Genomic DNA, 19,931 nt, shown 5'->3' with positions numbered 1-19,931 from the left:
AGGGTCGGCCCGTGCCGAATCTCGTCCGGATGGGGCTCACCGCCGCCGTTCTGCTGGCGATCGCCGTACGCCTGCGCCGTCGCGCGCGCCTGACCGGCGCCCGGCCCGCTCCCGCGCCGCCACCGCCGCGGCTGGGCCAGCGCGGGGTGCTCGTGGCCGGCACGGTGGCCGTCTTGGCGGCGCTGGCCTTCCTCGGGGCCGGGCTCTGGCCCGGCCAGTCCGTCAGAACCCCGATGACGATCCTGGACGCTCCGGTCCAGGACGTCGCCCGCACCGGAGAGCGCACGCTGGAGATCCGCTACGCCGACGAGCCGGGCCGCTGAGCGCATCCCAGGTGAGCCGCGCCCACGAGCGTCGGCGCCGGGCCTTCCGCCTTCCCTGAAGGGAACCGATCCGGTGGTCCGGATACTCCTTCGGCGACCACCATGGGGACCGAAGCATGACGAAGAGCTCGACGGCGGATGAGTCCGCCGTCGAGCTCGGGTGTGCTGCGCTGGGGCAGGTGGAAGGCACCGGCGGGCGGTCGCCCGGCCGGTGACGGCCTCCCGGCCTACTTCTTCCGGCCTACTTCTTCGGCGGCACCGGCTTGCCGCCGGGCAGCACCGCGGGCGGCGGGAAGCGCAGCTTGCGGATCTGCAGGGCACGCATCGCGGCGTAGAAGCCGACGCCCTTGAGGCTCTCGTCCGGCATCTTCGCCGCCACCTCCTTCTTGATCTTCCAGGAGACGTAGATGGAGGTGAACAGCACGCCGACCATCATGACCGGCCAGCCGAACACGATCACGCCGTTGAGCACCTGGACGCGGATGGCCGGCGGCCACGGAACCCAGGTGGCCACCAGGATCAGCAGCGAGAAAGGCAGGAAGTACTGGCTCGGCAGGCGGCGGGAGTCGACCCAGTCACGGGCGAACTTACGCGCGGGACCCTTGTCACGAGCGGGGAAATACCGCTCGTCACCGGCGAGCATGCCCCTGCGGGCCCGGTCCCGCTCGGCGGCCTGCTTGGCGCGCATCGAGCGATAGGCCTCTTTGCGGTCCTTGGGAGCGCTGACGGGCTGGCGCCGCCTGCTCTCGGCGTCTCTGCGCTTGGGAGTGGGACGACCCTTACCCTGGGGCTTAGGATCGTCAATGGGGACGGGGGTGTCGTCCACGGAGGTTTGGGAACGGCGTCGCAACACGACGTCAACCCTACCTGTAGTGCAACTTAGTGACGCCCACGTGCGTTATGCGTAGGGTAATCCCAAGGCGGCTGGGCTGCACTGGGTGAAACACAGCACGACCTAAGAAGGGGACGGCCGACGCGCATGAGCGTGATGAAGAGACTTTCAATGATCTTCAAGTCCAAGGCCAACAAGGCCCTGGACAAAATGGAGGATCCACGCGAGACCCTCGACTACTCCTACCAGCGGCAGCTTGAGCTGCTGCAGAAGGTGCGTCGTGGAGTGGCGGACGTCGCCACCTCTCGCAAACGTGTAGAGCTGCAGATCAACGGTCTTGAGCAGCAGGGCAAGCGCTACGAGGAGCAGGGCCGCAAGGCGCTGTCCGTCGGCCGTGAGGACCTCGCGCGCGAGGCGCTCCAGCGTCGCTCCAACCTGCAGACGCAGATCGCCGACCTGAGGGTGCAGCACGACAACCTGCAGGCCGAGGAGGAGAAGCTCACCACGGCTTCCCAGCGGTTGCAGGCCAAGGTGGACTCCTTCAGGACCAAGAAGGAGACGATCAAGGCCACCTACACCGCGGCCGAGGCGCAGACGCGCATCAACGAGGCCTTCTCCGGCATCTCCGAGGAGATGGGCGACGTCGGCCTGGCGATCCAGCGCGCCGAGGACAAGACGGCCAACATGCAGGCCCGCGCCGGCGCCATCGACGAGCTGCTCGCCAGCGGCGCGCTCGACGACTACAGCGGCAGCCGCACCGACGACATCCAGGCCGAGCTCGACCGCATGGGCGGCGGCATGGACGTCGAGCTGGAGCTGGCCCGGATGAAGTCCGAGCTCGGCCAGGGCCCCGCGCCCAAGAGCGCCATCGAGCAGGGGCAGCCCCAGCAGCAGCCTCAGCAGCAGGCCCAGCCCAACCAGCAGACGCAGCAGCTGCGCCAGCCAGGGGAGGGCGCGTGATCATACGCATCATGGGCGAAGGCCAGGTGGAGATCTCGCCCAACGACATCTCCGTCCTCAACGAGCTCGACACCGAGCTTGAGGCGGCGATCGAGTCCGACGACGAGAAGGCCTTCCGGGTCAAGCTGCACGCGCTGCTCGACAAGGTTCGCCACGTGGGCAAGTCCCTGCCGGACGACAGCCTTGAGCCGTCAGAGCTGATCCTTCCCCCCGCGGACGCCTCGATACAGGAGGTCCGGGAGATGCTGGGCGACCAGGGCCTGATCCCGGGCTGAGCCCGTGCGCTCGCGCTTCGCGGCCGACCGGGGTCTGACCCGTCGCATGGTCGTGACGATGTTCCTGCTCGGACTGCTGTACGTCGTGTTCGTCGGAGCTCTCGTCGCCCTGGGCGTCCGGGCGGTGGCCGTGCTGCTGATCGCGGGGGTCCTGCTGCTCGCGCAGTACTTCCTGTCCGACCGCATCGCCCTGTACGCGATGGGCGGCCGGGAGGTGTCGCCGCAGGAGGCCCCCGAGCTGCACGGCCTGATCGATCGGCTGAGCGCGCTGGCCGACATGCCCAAGCCGCGGGTGGCGATCGCGCGGTCCGACGTCCCCAACGCCTTCGCCACCGGCCGCAACCAGAAGAAGGCCGTCGTCTGCGTCACGACCGGCCTCATGCGCCGCCTGGAGCCGCACGAGCTCGAGGGCGTGCTCGCTCACGAGCTGTCGCACGTCGCGCACCGCGACGTGGCCGTGATGACGATCGCGTCGTTCCTCGGCATCGTCGCCGGCCTGATGACCAGGGTGGCCCTCTACACCGGCCTCGGCGGCCGCCGCTCCAACGGCCAGGGCGGGCTGCCGATCGGCGTGATCGTCATGCTGGTCTCGGTGCTGGTGTACGCGATCAGCTTCCTGCTCACCCGGGCCCTGTCGCGCTATCGGGAGCTGGCCGCGGACCGGGCCGGCGCACTGCTCACCCAGCGGCCCTCCGCCCTGGCCAGCGCACTGGTCAAGATCTCCGGCGAGATGGCCAGGATCCCGACCCGCGACCTGCGTGAGGCCGAGCCCTTCAACGCCTTCTATTTCGCCCCGGCACTGGCCAAGGGCGAGACGCTGGCGAACCTGTTCGCCACGCATCCGCCGCTCGACCGGCGCCTGGAGCAGCTCACGCAGATCTCACACCAACTCGGAAGGGGCTGACCACCATGGGCTGGCTCGATGCCATCCTCGGCCGCTCCAAACCGGTTCCGCCCGACCTCGACGCGCTGTTCGCGCTGCCGTCCGCGGCGGTGAAGCTGCAGGCGGCCACCGGGCTCCAGGCCACCGGCAACGGCTCGGTGGCCTTCAGGGCGGCCGAGGGCGGCGCCTTCGCCACGCTGGAGAGCGACGTGAAACAGTTGCTCGGCGGCCGCGTGGAGGAGTTCACCGACAGCTACGGCTACACCTGGCTGGAGGTGCGGCGTGCCCCCGACCAGGTCTCGGACCTGGTCACGGAGCTGCACGCGGTCAACTCCTCGCTGGAGGGGGCCGGGTTCGGGCCGTCGCTGCTGTGCTCGATGGTGTCGTTCGCCGACGCCGACGGCAGGCGGCTGGCCATCGTCTACCTCTACAAGCGGGGCACGTTCTACCCGTTCGCCCCGCTGTCCGGGCAGATGCGCGACAACGCCCTGGAACTGCAGGCCCGGGGAGCGCTGGCGGACGAGCTTCCGCTGGAGGAGGACCTCAGCCGCTGGTTCCCCGTCTGGGGCGCTCCGGGACTCTGATGACCCACGGTGATGTAATCATCACGTGGAGCGAAGATTGTACGTGCTCGCGGCTTCCGCGTTCATCGCGTCGGCCGTGCTGTACTGCGCGTGGATCACCGGCCAGTTCACCACGCCGGCGGTCGACAGGGCGCACGGATACGTCGGCGAGCTGGCGGCGCGTGATCAGCCATGGACGCGTCTGTTCAGGGCCAGCGACGTGCTGTCCGGCCTGGCGTGCCTGGCCGGGGTGGCGATGGTGCCCAGGATCGAGCGCGAATGGCCGGGCTGGCTGGCGCTGGCGGCCTTCGGCCTGCTCACCGTCGCCGGCGGCACGTTCCCGCTGGACTGCGCGGCGCTGAGCGCCCCGGCCTGCGCGCTGGGGCCGGTGTCGCTGTCGCACCACGTCCACATCGTGACCGGCGTGCTGGCCGTCGCCGCCGTGCTGACCGCCATGGTGCTGCTGGGCGGACGCTGGCGGACACGGGTGGCCTGGCTGGTCACGGGACTCACCGGGCTGCTCACCGTCCTGTCCGTCGCCGCCGTGGCCGCCGGTCAGCTGGCCGGGCTGGCGCAGCGCCTGCAGGTGACGCTGATCGCTGTGTGGCTGGTGTACGTGGCGCTCCGACTGCTGGTCCGCGACGCTCCCACGCTGGTGCCCGGCCCGCTGCACGTGGTGCGGGAGGGAGAGGGCCCCGCCGTGCTGATCGCCGCGGGCGCCGCCGCGGCCTGGTGCCACTGGGACGGCGTCGCGGCGGAGCTGGCGAGCGGGCACCGGGTGATCAGGTTCGACCGGCCGGGGCTCGGGCTCAGCCCCGCCTCGCCCGTTCCGCCCACCCTGCACGGCGAGGTGGCCAGGCTCGCCGCGCTGGCCCCCGCCCATCCCGAGCGGGTCACCGTCATCGCGCACGCGATGGCCGCCTGGCACGCCGAGGCGTTCGCCCGGCTGCATCCGCTGCGCGTGTCCGCGCTCGTGCTCGTGGACCCGAGTTGCGACATCCGGCGTGGGCGCGACGGCACGTCGTTCCGCGGCGCGTTCGGCGGGTGGCTGCCCGCCCTGGGCGGTACGTGGGGGGCGACGGCGCTGGCCCGGATCGCCGGGCCGCCCCTGCACCGGCTGCTCTGCGGCCGTGCCGACACCCACGGTCTCTACCGCAAGGGCCGCGTCCTGGCCGCCACCGTGGGGGAGTGGCTGGCGCGCCCCGGCATGGCCGCCGACCTGCGCCGGATCAGGACCGAGCACGCCTTTCCCGACGTGCCGGTGACCGTGCTGTGCACGAATGTACGGCGCGGCTGCCTCAAGAGGCTGGCCGAGGAGCTCAACGCCAGGCTCGTTCCGCTGCCCGCCTCGCGCTTCCAGGCACGGCTTCACGTCGCCGACGCCATCGCCGACGCGGTGTAGGCCGAAGACATGACGCGAACCCGCGCCAGCCACCAGAATGTCGGGAAAAGCAGCGAAATATGGGGGATGTACATGCCGGACCTCGCGCCCCTGCGTCCAGGGGACCCAGCCTCGGTGGGGGCCTACACCCTGACCGATCGCCTGGGGGAGGGCGGGCAAGGCACCGTCTACCTCGCCTCGGCCCCGAACGGGCACAGGGTGGCGGTGAAGCTGCTGCGCGCCGACCTCGCGGGTGACCACGAGGCGTCGGTCCGGTTCGTCCGCGAAGTGGAGCTGGCCAGGCGGGTCGCGCCGTTCTGCACCGCCCAGGTCGTCGAGACCGGGCTGTTCAACGGCCGGCCGTACATCATCAGCGAGTACATCGACGGGCCCACCCTCACCGACGTGGTCAGGACGCAGGGGCCGCGCTCGGGCACGTCGCTGCATCGGCTGGCCATCGGCACGGTCACCGCGCTGGTCGCCATCCACCAGGCCGGCATCGTGCACCGCGACTTCAAGCCGTCCAACGTGCTGCTCGCCTCCGACGGGCCGAGGGTCATCGACTTCGGCATCGCCAGAGCGCTCGACCTGACCTCCACGCTGACCGCCAGCGCGATCGGCACCCCCTCGTTCATGGCGCCCGAGCAGCTCACCGAGGCGAGCCCCGGCCCGGCGTCGGACATGTTCGCCTGGGCCTGCACGCTGCTGTTCGCCGCCTCCGGGCAGACCCCGTTCGGACAGGACAGCCTGCCGGCGGTGATCAACCGGATCCTGCACGGCGAGGCGGACGTCAGGGTGGTCGAGGACCTGGGGCTGCGCTCGCTGGTGGCGGACTGCCTGTACAAGGACCCCGCCCGGCGGCCGTCGGCGAGCCAGGCCCTGATGCGCCTGCTCGGCCACGCGCCCGTACAGGACGGCTTCACCCCCGGACCGGGCGTCCCTTTGCCCGGCCCGAACACCGGCGCCCCAGCCCCGCCCGGCGCCCCAGCCCCGCCCGGCGCCCCAGCCCCGGCCGAGGCCGCGGGCGCGTCCGGCCCTGTGGGGGGTGGGCACGCATCCGGGGGTGCGCCGGGTCCGGTGGGGATGGGGCACGGTCCGGGAGGGGCGTCCGGTCCGGTGAGGATGGGGCACCCGTCGGGAGGGCCGGCGTCCGGTCCGGGAGCGGTCTCGTCGGGCCATGGAGAGGACGCATCGCCGTGGGGCGGGGTGGCGCCCGGTGGAGGCGGCAACGTACCCGGTGGGGGTGGCACGGTGCCCGGTGGCGGGGCGCTGTTCACTCAGTGGGGGTCCGACCAGGCGGGTGGGGCACCCGGCACGGGGACCCCTGCTGGACTGCTGCAGCAGGGCAGCGCGGCCGCCGCCGGTCCTGGCGGGTGGCAGGGGCACGGCCCGCCGCCGCCCGCGCACGCCCGCCCGTTATACCAGCGGCCCCGGCCGGAACGCAGGGCCGCCGCCGGGTGGATCGCCGCCGTCGCCGTGGCCGGCGTGCTGGTGCTGGTGGTCGCCGGCGCGTTCGTCACGACGCGGATCATCGCCAGTTCGGGGTCCACCCCGACGCCGACCCCCACCGTCACGTCCTCGTCCACCTCCCCGACGCCGAGCCCCACGCCCACCCCGACCCCGACTCCCGCGTCGACCACCACCACGATCAGGCTGCGGGGCAGCGCGGTGCGGTTCGAGGAACGGGACTCCGACCCGCTCAAGCTGGCCTCGTACAGCATGAACAGCGGAAAGAGCCTCTACGTCAGGCGGCCGGGCACGGACGTCTTCACGGCCGAGACCCGCTACTTCGAGTACGCGCTGAACGACGACGGCACCCAGGCGCTCGGCACGGACGTGGACTACAGCACGGACAAGCACGCCCTGCTGTCGGTCATCGACCACCGGGCCGGCACCAAGCGCGCCATCAAGGTCAGCGCCTCCCCGGTCTTCCCCACCACACCGCGCTGGTCGCCCGACGGCGAGCTGGCCCTCGTCACCCTGTACACCTCCCCCGAAGGCGAGGGCGAGAGCGTCGAGTACGGCTTCGGCATCGTCGACGTGGAGGCGGGCACCGCGCGCACCTACCGGGTCAAGGAGAAGGGCGCGGGTGAGTGGCGCTTCTTCTGGGACGCCGACGGCCAGGCGGTCGGCACCTGGGTCGGGGGCAAGATGAAGTTCTACGACCTGAACGGCAAGGAACTGCGTACGCTGTCGAACGTGGGCAGTCCGGTGTGGGTGGAGGGCGACGACGTCTCCCCGTCCGGCAGCCGGTTCCTCGCCCACTGCACCACGACGCGCACGACGATCTGCCTGCGGTCCACCTCGGGTGACGACTCCGAGTCCAGGGCCGTGCCGTTCGCCAGCGACCGGCTGATCGGCTGGTGGGACGAGGAGCACCTGGCCGTCTGGCGGGCCAAGGGCACCGGCCGGGAGGCGGTCGTGATCGACCTGACCGGCAAGGTCGTCCGCGTGCTGGCGACCGCGCCGAAGCGGGCGGAGTTCGACAAGATGGCATTCCGGTTCAGCAGAGGTACGCCTTAGATCGGGACAGGCACCCGATCGGGACAGGCACCGCCAAGGGCCCAGCGAAGGAGTCGGCGTGGAGAGCACCGGCAGCACTGGCAGCACTGGCAGCACTGGCAGCACTGGCAGCACGGACATCACCGTCGTCGGCGAGGGCGCGGTCGCGGCCCCGCCGGACGTCATGCGGCTGCACGCGGGCGTCGAGGTGCGCAGGCGGTCGGCCGCCGAGGCGTTCGCCGAGGTCAGGGCCGCCGCCGCCCGGCTGGCCGAGGCGTTGCGCGGGGCCGGGATCGCGGGCGAGGACCTGCGCACCACCGAGCTGTCGCTCGGCCCCGAGTACGAGGCCTACCCGAAGGTGTCCGCCTACCGCGCGGCCCAGGGCGTCGAGGCCGTGATCCGCGACCTGGCGCGGGCCGACCAGGTCATCGACGTGGTCGCCGGGGTGGGCGAGGAGGCCAGGCTGAACGGGGTGGCGTTCGAGGTGTCCGACCCGGCCGCGGTGCTCAGGCGGGCCAGGGACCGGGCGTTCGCCGACGCCGCCGCCAAGGCCGCCCAGTACGCCGAGCTGGCCGGGCGGGAGCTCGGCGGCGTCGTCTCGGTGAGCGAGGAGGTCGAGCAGGGGCCGCAGCCGCTCCGGGTGGCCGCCGCGATGGAGGACACGGGCTCGGTCAGCCCCGGACGACAGACGCTGACGGTCGTCGTCCGGGTCGGCTACCGGTTCGGTTGAGGGATCAGGCGAGGGCGAGCATCCGGTCCAGGGCGACCTTGGCCCAGTGGGCGGTGTCGTCGTCGACCGTGATCTGGTTGACCACCTCGCCCAGCGCCAGCGACTCCAGCGCCCACACCAGGTGCGGCAGGTCGATGCGGTTCATGGTCGAGCAGTAGCAGACGGTCTTGTCCAGGAACGAGACGTTCTTGTCGGGGAACATCTGGGCGAGCCGCTTGACCAGGTTCAGCTCGGTGCCGATGGCCCAGCTGGAGCCCGCGGGCGCCGCCTGGAGCGTCTTGATGATGTGCTCGGTGGAGCCCACGTGGTCGGCCTTCAGCACCACCTCGTGCCGGCACTCGGGGTGCACCAGCACGTTGACGCCGGGGATACGGCTGCGTACGTCGTCCACGGACTCGGGGGTGAAGCGGCCGTGCACCGAGCAGTGGCCCTTCCACAGGATCACCCGCGCCCGCTCCAGCTGCTCCTGGGTGAGCCCGCCGTTGGGGCGGTGCGGGTTCCACACCACGCAGTCGTCGAGCGACATGCCCATGTCCAGCACCGCGGTGTTGCGGCCCAGGTGCTGGTCCGGCAGGAAGAGCACCTTCTGGCCCTGCTCGAAGGCCCAGTCCAGGGCGCGCTTGGCGTTGGAGGAGGTGCACACCACGCCGGCGTTCCGGCCGCAGAAGGCCTTGATGTCGGCGCTGGAGTTCATGTATGTGACCGGGATCACCTGGTCGGCCAGGCCCGCGTCCTCCAGGGCCTCCCAGCACTCCTCGACCTGGTCGAAGGTGGCCATGTCGGCCATCGAGCAGCCCGCGGCCAGGTCCGGGAGGATGACCTTCTGCGCGGGCGTGGTCAGGATGTCGGCCGACTCGGCCATGAAGTGCACGCCGCAGAAGACGATGTACTCGGCCTCCGGCCTGGCGGCGGCCTGCTGGGCGAGCTTGAAGGAGTCGCCGGTCACGTCGGCGAACTGGATGACCTCGTCGCGCTGGTAGTGGTGGCCCAGCACGAACAGCCGGTCGCCGAGCGCCTGCTTGGCCCTGCGCGCCCGGTCCACCAGGTCCGGGTCGGAGGCGGGTGGCAGCTCGCCGGGACAGTCCACGCCTTTCTCGCTGTGCGGATCGGCGCCCTGGCCGAGGACGAAGAGCGGCAGCCCAGTCTGGGTAGCCATGGCCGTACCCCCTTATCGTCTAACTGACGATACTCATGATGACATATGGCCCCAGGGTTTTATTCCGGGGGTGGGGGAGGGAGGAATGTGTAGCACCGGCCGGGTGTTGGTAGCGTCATAGCAGGACGTCGGAAACAGACAGCCGGGTTAGGGAGTCAGCAGATGACGGTTGAGAGCAGCGAGACCACGACGCAGGGCCTGATCCTGACCGAAGCGGCCGCCGCGAAGGTCAAGAGCCTGCTCGAGCAGCAGGGCGAGGAAGGCCTGCAGCTGCGGGTGGCCGTGCAGCCTGGCGGCTGTTCCGGGCTGCGTTACCAGCTCTTCTTCGACGACCGTTCGATGGACGGTGACGTGGTGACGGACTTCGACGGCGTGGGCGTGGTCACCGACAGGATGAGCGCCCCCTACCTGATGGGCGCCTCGATCGACTTCGTCGACACGATCGAGAAGCAGGGCTTCACCATCGACAACCCGAACGCCACCGGCTCGTGCGCCTGTGGCGACTCCTTCAACTAGTCGGAGTCGCCGGGGTCGCCCGGCCAGCGGTTGCCTCGCAGGTCCCGTTCCGCCTTTGTGCGGGCGGGACCTTCGCGTATTCTCTTGGGGCTCATTGGCTTGCTGACAACGAGGAAGAAGAATCCCGTGCGCATCGCCGTCACCGGCTCCATCGCGACAGACCACCTGATGACCTTTCCCGGCAGTTTCGGCGACCAGCTGATCGCCGAGCAACTGGACCGGGTGTCGCTCTCGTTCCTGGTCGACGACCTGCAGATCCGTCGCGGAGGTTGCGCGGCCAACATCGCCTTCGGCATGGCCTGCCTGGGGCTGAAGCCGCTTCTGGTGGGGGCGGTCGGCAACGACTTCGCCGACTACCGCTCCTGGCTGGAGAGGCACGGCGTCGACTGTGACTCGGTGCACGTCTCCGAGACCCAGCACACCGCCCGTTTCCTGTGCACCACGGACGAGCACCACAACCAGATCGCCTCCTTCTACACCGGCGCGATGGCCGAGGCGCGGCTGATCGAGCTGCAGCCGGTCGCCGACCGGGCGGGCGGTCTCGACCTGGTGCTGATCGGCCCCAACGACCCCGACGGCATGCTCCGGCACACCGACGAGTGCCGTCACCGCGGCATCCCGTTCGCCGCCGACATCTCCCAGCAGCTCGCGCGGATGGGGGACGAGCAGATCCGCCAGCTCGTCGACGGGGCCGCCTACCTGTTCTCCAACGACTACGAGAAGGGCCTCATCGAGCAGAAGACCGGCTGGTCCGACGAGGAGGTGCTGAGCCGGGTCGGCGTCCGGGTCACCACGCTCGGCCCCAAGGGCGCCGTCATCGACCGCCAGGGCGAGCCGTCCATCCACGTGGCCCCCGCCCCCGAGAACGGCAAGGCCGACCCGACCGGCGTCGGCGACGCCTTCCGGGCCGGCTTCCTGGCCGGTCTGGCCTGGGACATGCCGCTGGAGCGGTGCGGCCAGATCGGCAACCTGACCGCCACGCACGTGCTCGAGCGCGTCGGCGGCCAGGAGTACGAGCTCGGCCAGCGGGCCTTCATGGAGCGCTTCAGCGCCGCCTACGGGAAAGAGGCCGCCGCGCAGATCGCCGACCACGTCCGCTGCTACCACCCCTGACCGGCGCACCCCCGTGCCCCCGCCACGGCGGGGTCACGGGCCGGCGTAGACCCGGTGCACGAACTCGGCCAGCTGGTCGTCCGGCAGGTGCCTGGCCAGGTCCGCCTCGCTGATCATGCCCACGACGTGCTCGTCCTCCAGCACCGGCAGCCGCTTGATCTGGTGCTGCTCCATGCGCGAGAGCGCCTCCTTGACCGTGGCGTCGGCGCGTACCCACACCAGCCCCGTCGCCAGGTCGCCGGCGCGCACCCGCGCGGGGTCCTTGCCCCCGGCCACGCACTTGATCACGATGTCCCGGTCGGTGATGATGCCCGTCACGCGGTCGTCGTGGCACACCGGCAGCGCCCCCACGCCGCTGTCGCGCATCATCTGCGCGGCCCGGTCCAGCGTCTCGTGGGCCTGGATGCACTCCGCCCCCGGACTCATCAGGTCGCGGGCGGTCTCGTGCGGGTGTTCGTGTGTCATGTGTCCCCCTGGAAAGCGGTGGTCTCCGGGGGCCTACCCAGTCAGCGGGTCAGTAGTTGCGCCGTACGTGAATCGCCCAGCCTCCCTGGGGGAGTTCGTACGAGCCGACGTGCCGGTGCGACTTCAGCCGGCACCACGCGGGCACGTCGGTGACGGCCGCGGGATCGTCGGCCAGGACGGACACCACGGCGTTGAGCGGGACGTGGTTGATCCGCTCGGCGAGCATGATGATCGGGATGGGGCACTTCTTGCCGAGCGCGTCGACGGTCAGTGCCGGCTGCGTGGTCTCTGTCATGTGACTCCTGCGTCCTGGCGGATTCGGCGCACCAGCTCGGGCAGCACGGCGAGGAATCTGTCGACCTCGGCCGCGGAAGCGCCCCTGGGCAGTGACACCCGGACATTGCCATGTGTGAGCACGCCCATCGCTTCCAGGACGTGCGATGGTCGAAGCGTACTAGCGGTGCACGAGCTTCCGGACGAGACCGCGAATCCCGCTTTGTCGAGCTCGGTGAGCAGCGCCTCGCCGTCGACGTACAGGCAGGAGAACGTCACGATGTGCGGGGCTCGCTCGACGGGATCCCCGATCACCTCGACGTCGGGGACGACCTTGGGCACGGTCTCCCGGATCCTGTCGACGAGGGCGGAGAGCCTGGAGCGTTCCTGAGCCGCCTCCGCCGTCATCGCCCGCAGGGCCGCGGCGGCGGCGACGATGCCCGGCACGTTCTCGAAGCCCGGCACTCGCCGGCGCTCGCGCTCGTCCTCCGGCAGGAACGAGCGGAACCTGGTGCCCTTGCGCACGGCGAGCACGCCCACGCCCGGCGGGCCGCCCCACTTGTGCGCGCTGGCGGTGAGCACCGACCAGCCCGCGGGCACCGGCATCCGGCCCGCCGTCTGCGCCGCGTCGACCAGCAGCGGGACGCCGGCGCGGCGGCAGGCCGCGGCGACCTCGGCCACCGGCTGGAGGGTGCCGACCTCGTGGTTGGCCGTCTGCAGGCAGGCCAGAGCAGTGCCGGGCCGGGAGACGACCTCGGCGAAGGCGGCCGGATCCACCCGCCCCAGCAGGTCGACGCCCACGGTCTCGGCCGAGCCGCCGTCGCGCTCGTGCAGGGCGGCGGCGTGCAGGACGCTGGAATGCTCGACCGCGCTGGTGACCAGATGACGGCCCACGCGCCGTCTGCCCTGTAGGGTGCCGAGCACGCCGAGATGCACCGCTTGCGTGCCCGAGGAGGTGAACGACACCTCGTCAGGCCGGGCGCCGAGCGCCTCGGCGACCTCCGTGCGGGCCTGCTCCAGCAGCAGGTGAGCACGGCGGGCCTGGTTGTAGAGTCTCGCGGGATCGGCCCAGCCGACGTCGATCGCCGCCAGGAGCGCCTCGCGTGCCTGGGGGTGCAGCGGCTCGGTGGAGGCCGCGTCAAAGTACGCCACGAGACCTATCGTCCCACCCGCGGCGCGCCACTGAGGGGGCGCGCGGGAGGGCAAGGGCGTTGCGCGCTAATGTGTCTGCAATCAGCTGTCCATCTTGAAATACGAGCGCTCAGGAGAAGACTCCTGGGCTTCATCTGTGGGGTAGGCGATCCGTGAGTCCGACCCGCCGTTCGACGCGGCGTTCGTTGGCCCGTCGCAGAGTGCCACGCGCCGCCGCTCTGGCGTTGCTGCTGGCCTCCGCTACGGCGTGTGCTAATGACGTTCCCGAGGCCAATCTGGGCCGTGGCCTCCTTCCGGAGCACATCACCACGCAGGGTGGCGTGGTCCAGAGCCTGTGGAACGGGGCGTGGATCGCCGCGCTGGCCACCGGCGTCGTGGTCATCGCCCTGATCGTGTGGGCGTGCCTCTTCCACACCAAGCGCAAGGCCAAGGCCGAGCTCCCGCCGCAGGTGCGTTACAACCTGCCGATCGAGATGCTCTACACCCTCGTGCCGCTCGTCATGGTGTCGGTCTTCTTCTTCTTCACCGCCCGTGACAGCGAGGTGCTCACCGCGGACTCGAAGAACCCTGACGTCACGGTGAAGGTGGAGGCGTTCCAGTGGAGCTGGCGCTTCACCACCACCGTCCAGGGCAAGGACATCAAGCCGGTCACCGGCATGCCGGTGAGCGACTACAAGCAGGGCCCCCAGCTCGTGCTGCCGGTGAACAAGAAGATCCGGTTCGAGCTCAACAGCGATGACGTCATCCACTCGTTCTGGGTGCCCGAGATGCTGTTCAAGCGCGACGTCATCCCCGGCATCCCGGAAGACAGCCCCGGCCGCTTCTTCGAGGTCGACACCCTGAACAAGCCCGGCGTCTACGCCGGCCGGTGCGCCGAACTGTGCGGGGTCGACCACAGCCGCATGCTCTTCTCGGTGAAGCTCGTCCCGCAGGCTGAGTTCGACCAGTACATCGCGACCAATCAGGCTGGGAGCGCCCAGTGACCGCCATCCAAGAACCCATTTCGACGACGCCCGGCTCCGGGCCCAGGCCCACCACCAAGGGCCGGGTGATCACCAAGTGGCTGTCCTCCACCGATCACAAGATCATCGGACACCTCTACCTGATCACGTCGTTCATCTTCTTCCTCATCGGCGGCATCATGGCGCTGATCATGAGGGCCGAGCTGGCGCAGCCGGGGCTGCAGTTCACCAGCAACGAGCAGTTCAACCAGCTGTTCACCATGCACGGCACGATCATGCTGCTGATGTTCGCGACCCCGCTGTTCGCCGGGTTCGCCAACGAGCTGATGCCGCTGCAGATCGGCGCCCCCGACGTGGCCTTCCCGCGCCTCAACATGGTCAGCTACTGGCTGTTCCTGTTCGGCAGCCTCATCGCCCTGTCGGGCTTCTTCACCCCTGAGGGCGCGGCCTCGTTCGGCTGGTTCGCCTACACGCCGCTGTCGAACGCGATCAGCTCGCCAGGGATCGGCGGCGACCTGTGGATCATGGGCCTGGCGCTGAGCGGCCTCGGCACGATCCTCGGCTCGGTCAACTTCATCACCACGATCATCTGCATGCGGGCCCCCGGCCTGACCATGTTCCGGATGCCGATCTTCACCTGGAACATCCTGCTCACCAGCATGCTCGTGCTGATGGCCTTCCCGGTGCTCGCCGCCGCGCTGCTGGCGCTGGAGGCCGACCGCAAGTTCGGCACCCACATCTTCAGCCCCGAGAACGGCGGAGCGATGCTCTGGCAGCATCTGTTCTGGTTCTTCGGGCATCCAGAGGTCTACATCATCGCGCTGCCGTTCTTCGGCATCGTGACCGAGATCCTGCCGGTCTTCAGCCGTAAGCCGATCTTCGGCTACATCAGCCTCGTGGCCGCGACGATCTCGATCGCCGGCCTGTCGATCACGGTCTGGGCGCACCACATGTTCCCGACCGGGCAGGTGCTGCTGCCGTTCTTCTCGTTCATGACGTTCCTCATCGCGGTGCCGACGGGCGTGAAGTTCTTCAACTGGATCGGCACGATGTGGCGAGGCCATCTGAGCTTCGAGTCGCCGATGCTGTTCTCGATCGGCTTCCTGGTGACCTTCCTGCTCGGTGGTCTGACGGGTGTCATCCTGGCCTCGCCGCCGCTGGACTTCCACATCAGCGACACCTACTTCGTGGTGGCGCACTTCCACTACGTGGTCTTCGGCACCGTGGTGTTCGCCATGTTCGCCGGGTTCTACTTCTGGTGGCCCAAGTTCACCGGCAAGATGCTCGACGACAAGCTGGGCAAGCTGCAGTTCTGGCTGCTGTTCATCGGCTTCCACGCCACGTTCCTGATCCAGCACTGGCTCGGCGTGCTCGGCTTCCCGCGCCGCTACGCCGACTACAGCCCGGCCGACGGCTTCACCGACCTGAACATGATCTCGTCGGTCGGCGCCTTCGTGCTCGGCGCCTCCACGCTGCCGTTCTTCTACAACGTCTGGAAGACCTGGCGCACCGCGCCCAAGGTCACCGTCGACGACCCCTGGGGCTACGGCGGCTCGCTCGAATGGGCGACGTCCTGCCCGCCGCCGCGGCACAACTTCACCTCGCTGCCGCCGATCCGGTCCGAGCGTCCCGCGTTCGACATGAAGTACCCGCACGTGTCCGCCAAGACCCCCGTGGAGGTTGAGGCCTGATGAAGGTTCAGGGTTGGCTGTTCCTGCTGTGCGGCCTGTTCTTCGCCGGGGTCGACGTCGCCTACTGGTTCTGGACCAAGGCGGCCACCGGCACGGGTGAGCCGGTCGGCACCACCGCCATGGCCATCTCGGTCGGCTTCGCGTTCATGATCGGCTATTACCTGATGTTCACCGCGCGGCGCATCGGCGCCCAGCCGGAGGACAACAAGCAGGCCGACATCAGCGACGGAGCCGGTGAGATCGGCTTCTTCAGCCCGAGCAGCTGGTGGCCGCTGTTCGTCTGCCTGGCGGCGGCCTTCGCCTTCGCCGGGTTCGTGATCGGCTTCTGGATGTTCCTGATCGGGATGTTCCTGGTCATCCTCGCGATGATCGGGTTCGTGTTCCAGTACTACCGGGGACACTTCTCCCACTGATACTCCGCGAAACGGGCGTCCTTCTTTTGGAGGGACGCCCGTTTTTTGGTGTTCTTTACCGGGGCGCGGATGTGGTCATTCGATCACTGAGGGTAATAAGGGAGGTGAATCAGCTCGACTCGGACGGGGGACTGCTCGTGGGGCGTCTTGCGTATCAAACAGCCGGCCTGCTGGCCTTGGTGGTGCTGACGGCGTGCTCCGGCGTCACGGACAGGGCGGGGAACATGGCGCTCAAGGCTCCGGACGCCTCTGTGGCGGTCCTGCCGCTGGACAAGTCGGCTCAGGTGCCCACGGACCAGCCGGTGGTCGTGGCGGTCCGCGGAGGCACGCTCAAGAGCGTCACCGTGCGCGGCGACAAGGCGGGCGCGCTGCCCGGCACCCTCAGCGGCGACCGGACCCGCTGGCGCAGCACCGGCACCGCCCGTCCCGGCGCCACCTACACGGTCACCTCCGTCGCGGCCAACGCCGAGGGCAAGCAGACGAAGCAGACGACCACCTTCTCCACTGCCAAGGCGGTCACCACCTTCGACGTCGAGCGCCTCACCCCGAACAAGGACGAGACCGGCGATACCGTCGGCGTCGGCATGCCCATCATGATCACGTTCGACCAGCCCATCACCGACCGGGTCGCGATCGAACGCAACCTCACCGTACGCACCTCCAAGCCCGTGGAGGGGGCCTGGCACTGGTTCGACGACCGTCACCTCGACTTCCGGCCGAAGGAGTACTGGCCGGCCCGCACCAAGGTCCGCGTCGAGGCGCACTTCGCCGGCGTGCACGCGGGCAAGGGGATGTACGGCAAGCGCGACCTGGCCGTCGATTTCAGGATCGGCCGTTCGCAGATCACCAAGGGCACCACGCACGGGCACGTCCTGACCGTCAGGCGCGACGGCAAGAAGGTCCGGGTGATGCCGATGAGCGCCGGCCAGGGCGGGCAGTGGAAGTACTACACGACCTCCGGCATCCACCTGGCCATGTCCCGCGAGCCAGTGACGATCATGACCTCGCCCGGCATCGGCCCCGGCTCGGCCGGCTACTACCGGCTCACCGTCTACAACACGGTCCGCATCTCCAACAGCGGTGAGTACGTGCACAGCGCGCCCTGGTCGGTGGGCTCCCAGGGCCACGCGAACGTCAGCCACGGCTGCGTCAACATCAGCCCGGAGAACGCGGCCTGGTTCATCAAGAACACGCTGATCGGGGACCCGATCGTCATCACGGGCTCGCCGCGGAAGCTGGAGCCGACCAACGGGTGGGGGCACTGGCAGGAGAGCTGGAAGGAGTGGCTCAAGTGGAGCTCGCTCAAGGGCGGCCCCACACTGTCCTTCTCCTCCTGAGCCGTCCCGCCTGAGCGCTGTTCGCCTGAGACCCGCCACGCGGCCCTGAGATGGTCTGACAGGGCCGCGTGCGGGTCGTACGGAATGATGTGTCAGGCGGCGGTGAAGGAGCCGCTGACCTCGATCCAGCGGTCGAGGGTCGCCGAGGCGTCGCCGGAGTCGACCGCCTGGACGGCGCGGGCGTAGCCGTCGATCATCGCCGAGTCGAGGTCGTCGCCGGGGCCGTCGAGGGCCACCAGCGCGGCCGCCGCGTTGAGCAGGACGGCGTCGCGGACCGGGCCGGTCTTGCCGCGGACCAGGTCGTACACCGCCTGGGCGTTGAAGTCGACGTCGCCGCCGCGCAGCGCGTCCGCGCCGGCCCGGGGGATGCCGAGGACCGCCGGGTCGAAGGCGGTCTGGGTGGCGGTGCCGTGCTGGACCGTCCAGACCGTGGAGGTGGTGGCGATGGTGAGCTCGTCGAGGCCGTCGTCGCCGCGGAAGACCAGGGCCGAGACGCCGCGCTCGGCGAAGACGCCCGCCAGGACCGGGAGCATGGTGGCGTCGAAGACGCCGATGGCCTGGGCGGCGGGGCGCGCCGGGTTGGTCAGCGGGCCGAGGAAGTTGAAGATCGTGGGGACGCCGATCTCCCTGCGGGTGGGACCGGCGAAACGGAGGGCGGGGTGGTAGACGGGGGCGAAGCAGAAGGCGATGCCGGCCCGGTCGGCCACCTGGGCCGTCTGCTCGGGGGTGAGGTCGAGGCGGATGCCGAGGCGCTCCAGGACGTCGGCCGCGCCGCAGGAGGAGGAGGCGGCGCGGTTGCCGTGCTTGACCACGCGGGCGCCCGCGGCGGCGGCCACGATGGCGGCCATCGTCGAGACGTTCACGGTGTGGGCGCGGTCGCCGCCGGTGCCGACCACGTCGACGACCGGGCCCTCGACGTGCAGCGGGGTGGACAGGTCCAGCATGGTGCGGGCCAGGCCCACCACCTCGGCCACGGTCTCGCCCTTGGCGCGCAGCGCGACCGCGAAGGCGGCGATCTGGGCGGAGGTGGCCGAGCCGGACATGATCTCCCGCATCGCCCAGGCCGTCTCGTCGGCCGACAGGTGCTCCCCGGACAGGAGAGCCGAGAGCAGGGTGGGCCAGGTCGTCCGCGAGTCCACAGAAGGCACCTACTTGGCGTTGAGTCGGCTGGAGGAACGGCGGCGCATCAGGTCGGCGACGGTGTCGGCCAGCACGATGGGCTCGATGGGCTGGGGGACGACGGCGTCGGCCTTGGACCACTCGGCCAGCCAGCGGTCGTCCCGCCTGGCGATGATCAGGCAGATGGGCGGGCAGTCGTAGACCTCGTCCTTGGCCTGACGGGAGACGCCCATGCCGCCCGCCGGCTGGGTCTCGCCGTCGAGCACGGCCACGTCGATCTCGCCGGAGGCGAGCCACTGGTGGACCTTGGGCTCGGTGGCGCACTCCACGATCTCCACGAAGGGGACGTCGGCGGCCGGTCGCCGGCCGATCGCCTCGCGGACCTCCTGACGGGTGGCGGCGTCGTCGCTGTAGACGAGGACCCTCATCGTGTCGTCGGTGCTCACGGTCGCGCTCACTATCGGTCGTAGCGATATGGTCACCTGGGATCGTACCGGTGGTGCGGGGTGCAGTCCCAGGCCGTCACCTCTGGTGGGGTGATTTGCCCTAATTATCCCAGCTTGCTGCAAGTTTCTTCCCCCTAACGGGGGGTCGTGCGAAGGACCGACCTGAGAAGCCGCAATAATGCTGCCCGTGGCGACAGCATCCGCAATAACTTCGACGACGACAGCACAGCCGTTCCGCAGACCCAACCTGGTCAGCGTCGGGACGATCGTCTGGCTGTCCTCTGAGCTCATGTTCTTCGCGGCGCTGTTCGCGATGTACTTCACCATCCGGTCGGTGAGCGAGGGCCAAGGCATCGAATGGGGGCCCGCCTACTTGCCCGTGGGGGCCGCTGAGGGCGCCGAGGGCCTGGCTCACCTGAACATCCCGTTCGCGACGGTCAACACGATCATCCTGGTGCTGTCGAGTGTGACGTGCCAGCTCGGTGTCTGGGCCGCGGAGAAGGGGCAGGTCGCCAAGCTTCGCTTCTGGTACATCGTCAGTTTCCTGATGGGCGCCGTCTTCGTCGCCGGTCAGATCTACGAGTACATGGAGCTGGCGAGTGAGGGCGCGACCCTGTCCGCCAACCCCTACACCTCGGTGTTCTACCTCACGACAGGCTTCCACGGCCTGCACGTGACCGGTGGACTGATCGCGTTCCTGTTCATGCTGGGACGTACGTACGCCGCGAAGCGCTTCACGCATGAGCAGGCCACCAGCGCGATCGTCGTGTCCTACTACTGGCACTTCGTCGACGTCGTCTGGATCGGTCTTTTCGCGACCATCTACATCATTCGGTAAG

Annotated in this window: 22 protein-coding genes; 15 read left to right on the top strand and 7 right to left on the bottom strand. The window is 69.7% G+C overall.

Translation table 11 applies throughout. The features are described 5' to 3' along the window. Window positions 1–11: 11 nt before the first annotated feature. On the top strand, window positions 12–323 hold the full coding sequence (locus tag ACIBQX_RS06340; RefSeq protein WP_397001214.1) for a hypothetical protein: 312 nt from the start codon (window positions 12–14) through the stop codon (window positions 321–323). A gap of 241 nt (window positions 324–564) precedes the next feature. Here the strand turns inward: ACIBQX_RS06340 and ACIBQX_RS06335 are convergent, their stop codons facing one another. After that, window positions 565–1,149: a DUF3043 domain-containing protein gene (locus tag ACIBQX_RS06335; RefSeq protein ID WP_397001212.1), complete on the bottom strand. Its 585-nt coding sequence runs from the start codon at window positions 1,147–1,149 to the stop codon at window positions 565–567. A gap of 153 nt (window positions 1,150–1,302) precedes the next feature. Between ACIBQX_RS06335 and ACIBQX_RS06330 the strand changes: the two genes are divergently transcribed. The 7 genes from ACIBQX_RS06330 to ACIBQX_RS06300 all read left to right on the top strand — a co-directional run bounded on the left by ACIBQX_RS06330 (window position 1,303) and on the right by ACIBQX_RS06300 (window position 8,449). Continuing rightward, on the top strand, window positions 1,303–2,115 hold the full coding sequence (locus tag ACIBQX_RS06330) for a PspA/IM30 family protein (protein WP_397001210.1): 813 nt from the start codon (window positions 1,303–1,305) through the stop codon (window positions 2,113–2,115). Beyond that, entirely contained in the window at window positions 2,112–2,390 is a 279-nt protein-coding gene (locus ACIBQX_RS06325; protein WP_397001208.1) for a hypothetical protein, read from the top strand. The genes ACIBQX_RS06330 and ACIBQX_RS06325 overlap by 4 nt, the downstream gene beginning before the upstream one ends. Window positions 2,391–2,394: 4 nt before the next feature. Continuing rightward, entirely contained in the window at window positions 2,395–3,294 is a 900-nt protein-coding gene (gene htpX, locus ACIBQX_RS06320) for a zinc metalloprotease HtpX (protein ID WP_397001206.1), read from the top strand. Between the two features lie 5 nt (window positions 3,295–3,299). After that, window positions 3,300–3,857 (top strand): hypothetical protein, encoded by a 558-nt coding sequence (locus ACIBQX_RS06315; RefSeq protein ID WP_397001204.1) that lies wholly within the window; start codon window positions 3,300–3,302, stop codon window positions 3,855–3,857. A gap of 25 nt (window positions 3,858–3,882) precedes the next feature. Then, window positions 3,883–5,238 carry an alpha/beta fold hydrolase gene (locus ACIBQX_RS06310; RefSeq protein WP_397001202.1) on the top strand — a complete coding sequence of 452 codons (1,356 nt, stop codon included), beginning with the start codon at window positions 3,883–3,885 and terminating at the stop codon, window positions 5,236–5,238. Between the two features lie 72 nt (window positions 5,239–5,310). Continuing rightward, window positions 5,311–7,740: a protein kinase gene (locus tag ACIBQX_RS06305; protein WP_397001200.1), complete on the top strand. Its 2,430-nt coding sequence runs from the start codon at window positions 5,311–5,313 to the stop codon at window positions 7,738–7,740. Window positions 7,741–7,798: 58 nt separating this feature from the next. Continuing rightward, complete coding sequence (locus ACIBQX_RS06300) at window positions 7,799–8,449, top strand: SIMPL domain-containing protein (protein WP_397001198.1); 651 nt, start codon at window positions 7,799–7,801, stop codon at window positions 8,447–8,449. A gap of 4 nt (window positions 8,450–8,453) precedes the next feature. On the opposite strand, the gene nadA is transcribed toward ACIBQX_RS06300, so the two are convergent. Beyond that, the gene (nadA, locus tag ACIBQX_RS06295; protein WP_397001196.1) at window positions 8,454–9,605 is read right to left on the bottom strand and encodes a quinolinate synthase NadA; all 1,152 of its coding nucleotides are present in this window, start codon (window positions 9,603–9,605) and stop codon (window positions 8,454–8,456) included. 162 nt (window positions 9,606–9,767) lie between these two features. Here nadA and erpA point away from each other — a divergent pair, with 162 nt between their 5' ends. After that, window positions 9,768–10,121: an iron-sulfur cluster insertion protein ErpA gene (erpA, locus tag ACIBQX_RS06290; RefSeq protein WP_397001194.1), complete on the top strand. Its 354-nt coding sequence runs from the start codon at window positions 9,768–9,770 to the stop codon at window positions 10,119–10,121. A 126-nt stretch (window positions 10,122–10,247) separates the two neighbouring features. Next, a complete protein-coding gene (locus ACIBQX_RS06285; RefSeq protein WP_397001192.1) occupies window positions 10,248–11,234 on the top strand; it encodes a carbohydrate kinase family protein in 987 nt (328 codons plus the stop codon). A gap of 33 nt (window positions 11,235–11,267) precedes the next feature. Here ACIBQX_RS06285 and ACIBQX_RS06280 read toward each other — a convergent pair whose 3' ends face one another. Genes ACIBQX_RS06280 through ACIBQX_RS06270 form a run of 3 tightly spaced genes read right to left on the bottom strand, consistent with a single transcriptional unit; the run spans window position 11,268 to window position 13,124 of the window. After that, window positions 11,268–11,699 (bottom strand): CBS domain-containing protein, encoded by a 432-nt coding sequence (locus ACIBQX_RS06280; RefSeq protein WP_397001190.1) that lies wholly within the window; start codon window positions 11,697–11,699, stop codon window positions 11,268–11,270. A 49-nt stretch (window positions 11,700–11,748) separates the two neighbouring features. Further along, window positions 11,749–11,994 (bottom strand): sulfurtransferase TusA family protein, encoded by a 246-nt coding sequence (locus ACIBQX_RS06275; protein WP_397001188.1) that lies wholly within the window; start codon window positions 11,992–11,994, stop codon window positions 11,749–11,751. Continuing rightward, window positions 11,991–13,124 (bottom strand): cysteine desulfurase family protein, encoded by a 1,134-nt coding sequence (locus tag ACIBQX_RS06270; RefSeq protein ID WP_397001186.1) that lies wholly within the window; start codon window positions 13,122–13,124, stop codon window positions 11,991–11,993. Before ACIBQX_RS06270 ends, ACIBQX_RS06275 begins: the two co-directional genes overlap by 4 nt. A 200-nt stretch (window positions 13,125–13,324) precedes the next feature. Between ACIBQX_RS06270 and ACIBQX_RS06265 the strand changes: the two genes are divergently transcribed. From ACIBQX_RS06265 to ACIBQX_RS06250, 4 genes are all read left to right on the top strand, one after another. After that, window positions 13,325–14,107 carry a cytochrome c oxidase subunit II gene (locus ACIBQX_RS06265; protein WP_397001184.1) on the top strand — a complete coding sequence of 261 codons (783 nt, stop codon included), beginning with the start codon at window positions 13,325–13,327 and terminating at the stop codon, window positions 14,105–14,107. Continuing rightward, window positions 14,104–15,777, top strand: coding sequence for a cytochrome c oxidase subunit I (ctaD, locus tag ACIBQX_RS06260; protein ID WP_397001182.1), 1,674 nt, complete (start codon window positions 14,104–14,106; stop codon window positions 15,775–15,777). The genes ACIBQX_RS06265 and ctaD overlap by 4 nt, the downstream gene beginning before the upstream one ends. After that, a complete protein-coding gene (locus tag ACIBQX_RS06255) occupies window positions 15,777–16,190 on the top strand; it encodes a cytochrome c oxidase subunit 4 (RefSeq protein WP_397001180.1) in 414 nt (137 codons plus the stop codon). Before ctaD ends, ACIBQX_RS06255 begins: the two co-directional genes overlap by 1 nt. A 137-nt stretch (window positions 16,191–16,327) precedes the next feature. Then, window positions 16,328–17,527, top strand: coding sequence for an Ig-like domain-containing protein (locus tag ACIBQX_RS06250; protein ID WP_397001178.1), 1,200 nt, complete (start codon window positions 16,328–16,330; stop codon window positions 17,525–17,527). Between the two features lie 92 nt (window positions 17,528–17,619). Here ACIBQX_RS06250 and trpD read toward each other — a convergent pair whose 3' ends face one another. After that, window positions 17,620–18,666, bottom strand: coding sequence for an anthranilate phosphoribosyltransferase (gene trpD, locus ACIBQX_RS06245; RefSeq protein WP_397001176.1), 1,047 nt, complete (start codon window positions 18,664–18,666; stop codon window positions 17,620–17,622). A 9-nt stretch (window positions 18,667–18,675) separates the two neighbouring features. Beyond that, entirely contained in the window at window positions 18,676–19,074 is a 399-nt protein-coding gene (locus ACIBQX_RS06240) for a hypothetical protein (protein ID WP_397001554.1), read from the bottom strand. Between the two features lie 196 nt (window positions 19,075–19,270). Between ACIBQX_RS06240 and ACIBQX_RS06235 the strand changes: the two genes are divergently transcribed. Continuing rightward, window positions 19,271–19,930: a heme-copper oxidase subunit III gene (locus ACIBQX_RS06235; protein ID WP_397001174.1), complete on the top strand. Its 660-nt coding sequence runs from the start codon at window positions 19,271–19,273 to the stop codon at window positions 19,928–19,930. The last annotated feature ends 1 nt before the right edge of the window (window position 19,931 follow it).

The sequence above is a fragment of the Nonomuraea sp. NPDC049714 genome (assembly GCF_044465295.1).
Lineage (GTDB): Bacteria > Actinomycetota > Actinomycetes > Streptosporangiales > Streptosporangiaceae > Nonomuraea.
The sequence above is the reverse complement of the archived record's forward strand: the minus strand, read 5'-3'. Positions and strand labels throughout refer to the sequence as shown.

Bases quoted from the DNA above. Each gene is read 5' to 3' on its own strand.
- ACIBQX_RS06315 (WP_397001204.1), top strand. From the start codon at position 3,300: ATGGGCTGGCTCGATGCCATCCTCGGCCGCTCCAAACCGGTTCCGCCC.
- nadA (WP_397001196.1), bottom strand. From the start codon at position 9,605: ATGGCTACCCAGACTGGGCTGCCGCTCTTCGTCCTCGGCCAGGGCGCC.
- ACIBQX_RS06255 (WP_397001180.1), top strand. From the start codon at position 15,777: ATGAAGGTTCAGGGTTGGCTGTTCCTGCTGTGCGGCCTGTTCTTCGCC.
- ACIBQX_RS06235 (WP_397001174.1), top strand. From the start codon at position 19,271: ATGCTGCCCGTGGCGACAGCATCCGCAATAACTTCGACGACGACAGCA.
- ACIBQX_RS06330 (WP_397001210.1), top strand. From the start codon at position 1,303: ATGAGCGTGATGAAGAGACTTTCAATGATCTTCAAGTCCAAGGCCAAC.
- ACIBQX_RS06280 (WP_397001190.1), bottom strand. From the start codon at position 11,699: ATGACACACGAACACCCGCACGAGACCGCCCGCGACCTGATGAGTCCG.
- ACIBQX_RS06240 (WP_397001554.1), bottom strand. From the start codon at position 19,074: ATGAGGGTCCTCGTCTACAGCGACGACGCCGCCACCCGTCAGGAGGTC.
- ACIBQX_RS06275 (WP_397001188.1), bottom strand. From the start codon at position 11,994: ATGACAGAGACCACGCAGCCGGCACTGACCGTCGACGCGCTCGGCAAG.
- ACIBQX_RS06305 (WP_397001200.1), top strand. From the start codon at position 5,311: ATGCCGGACCTCGCGCCCCTGCGTCCAGGGGACCCAGCCTCGGTGGGG.
- erpA (WP_397001194.1), top strand. From the start codon at position 9,768: ATGACGGTTGAGAGCAGCGAGACCACGACGCAGGGCCTGATCCTGACC.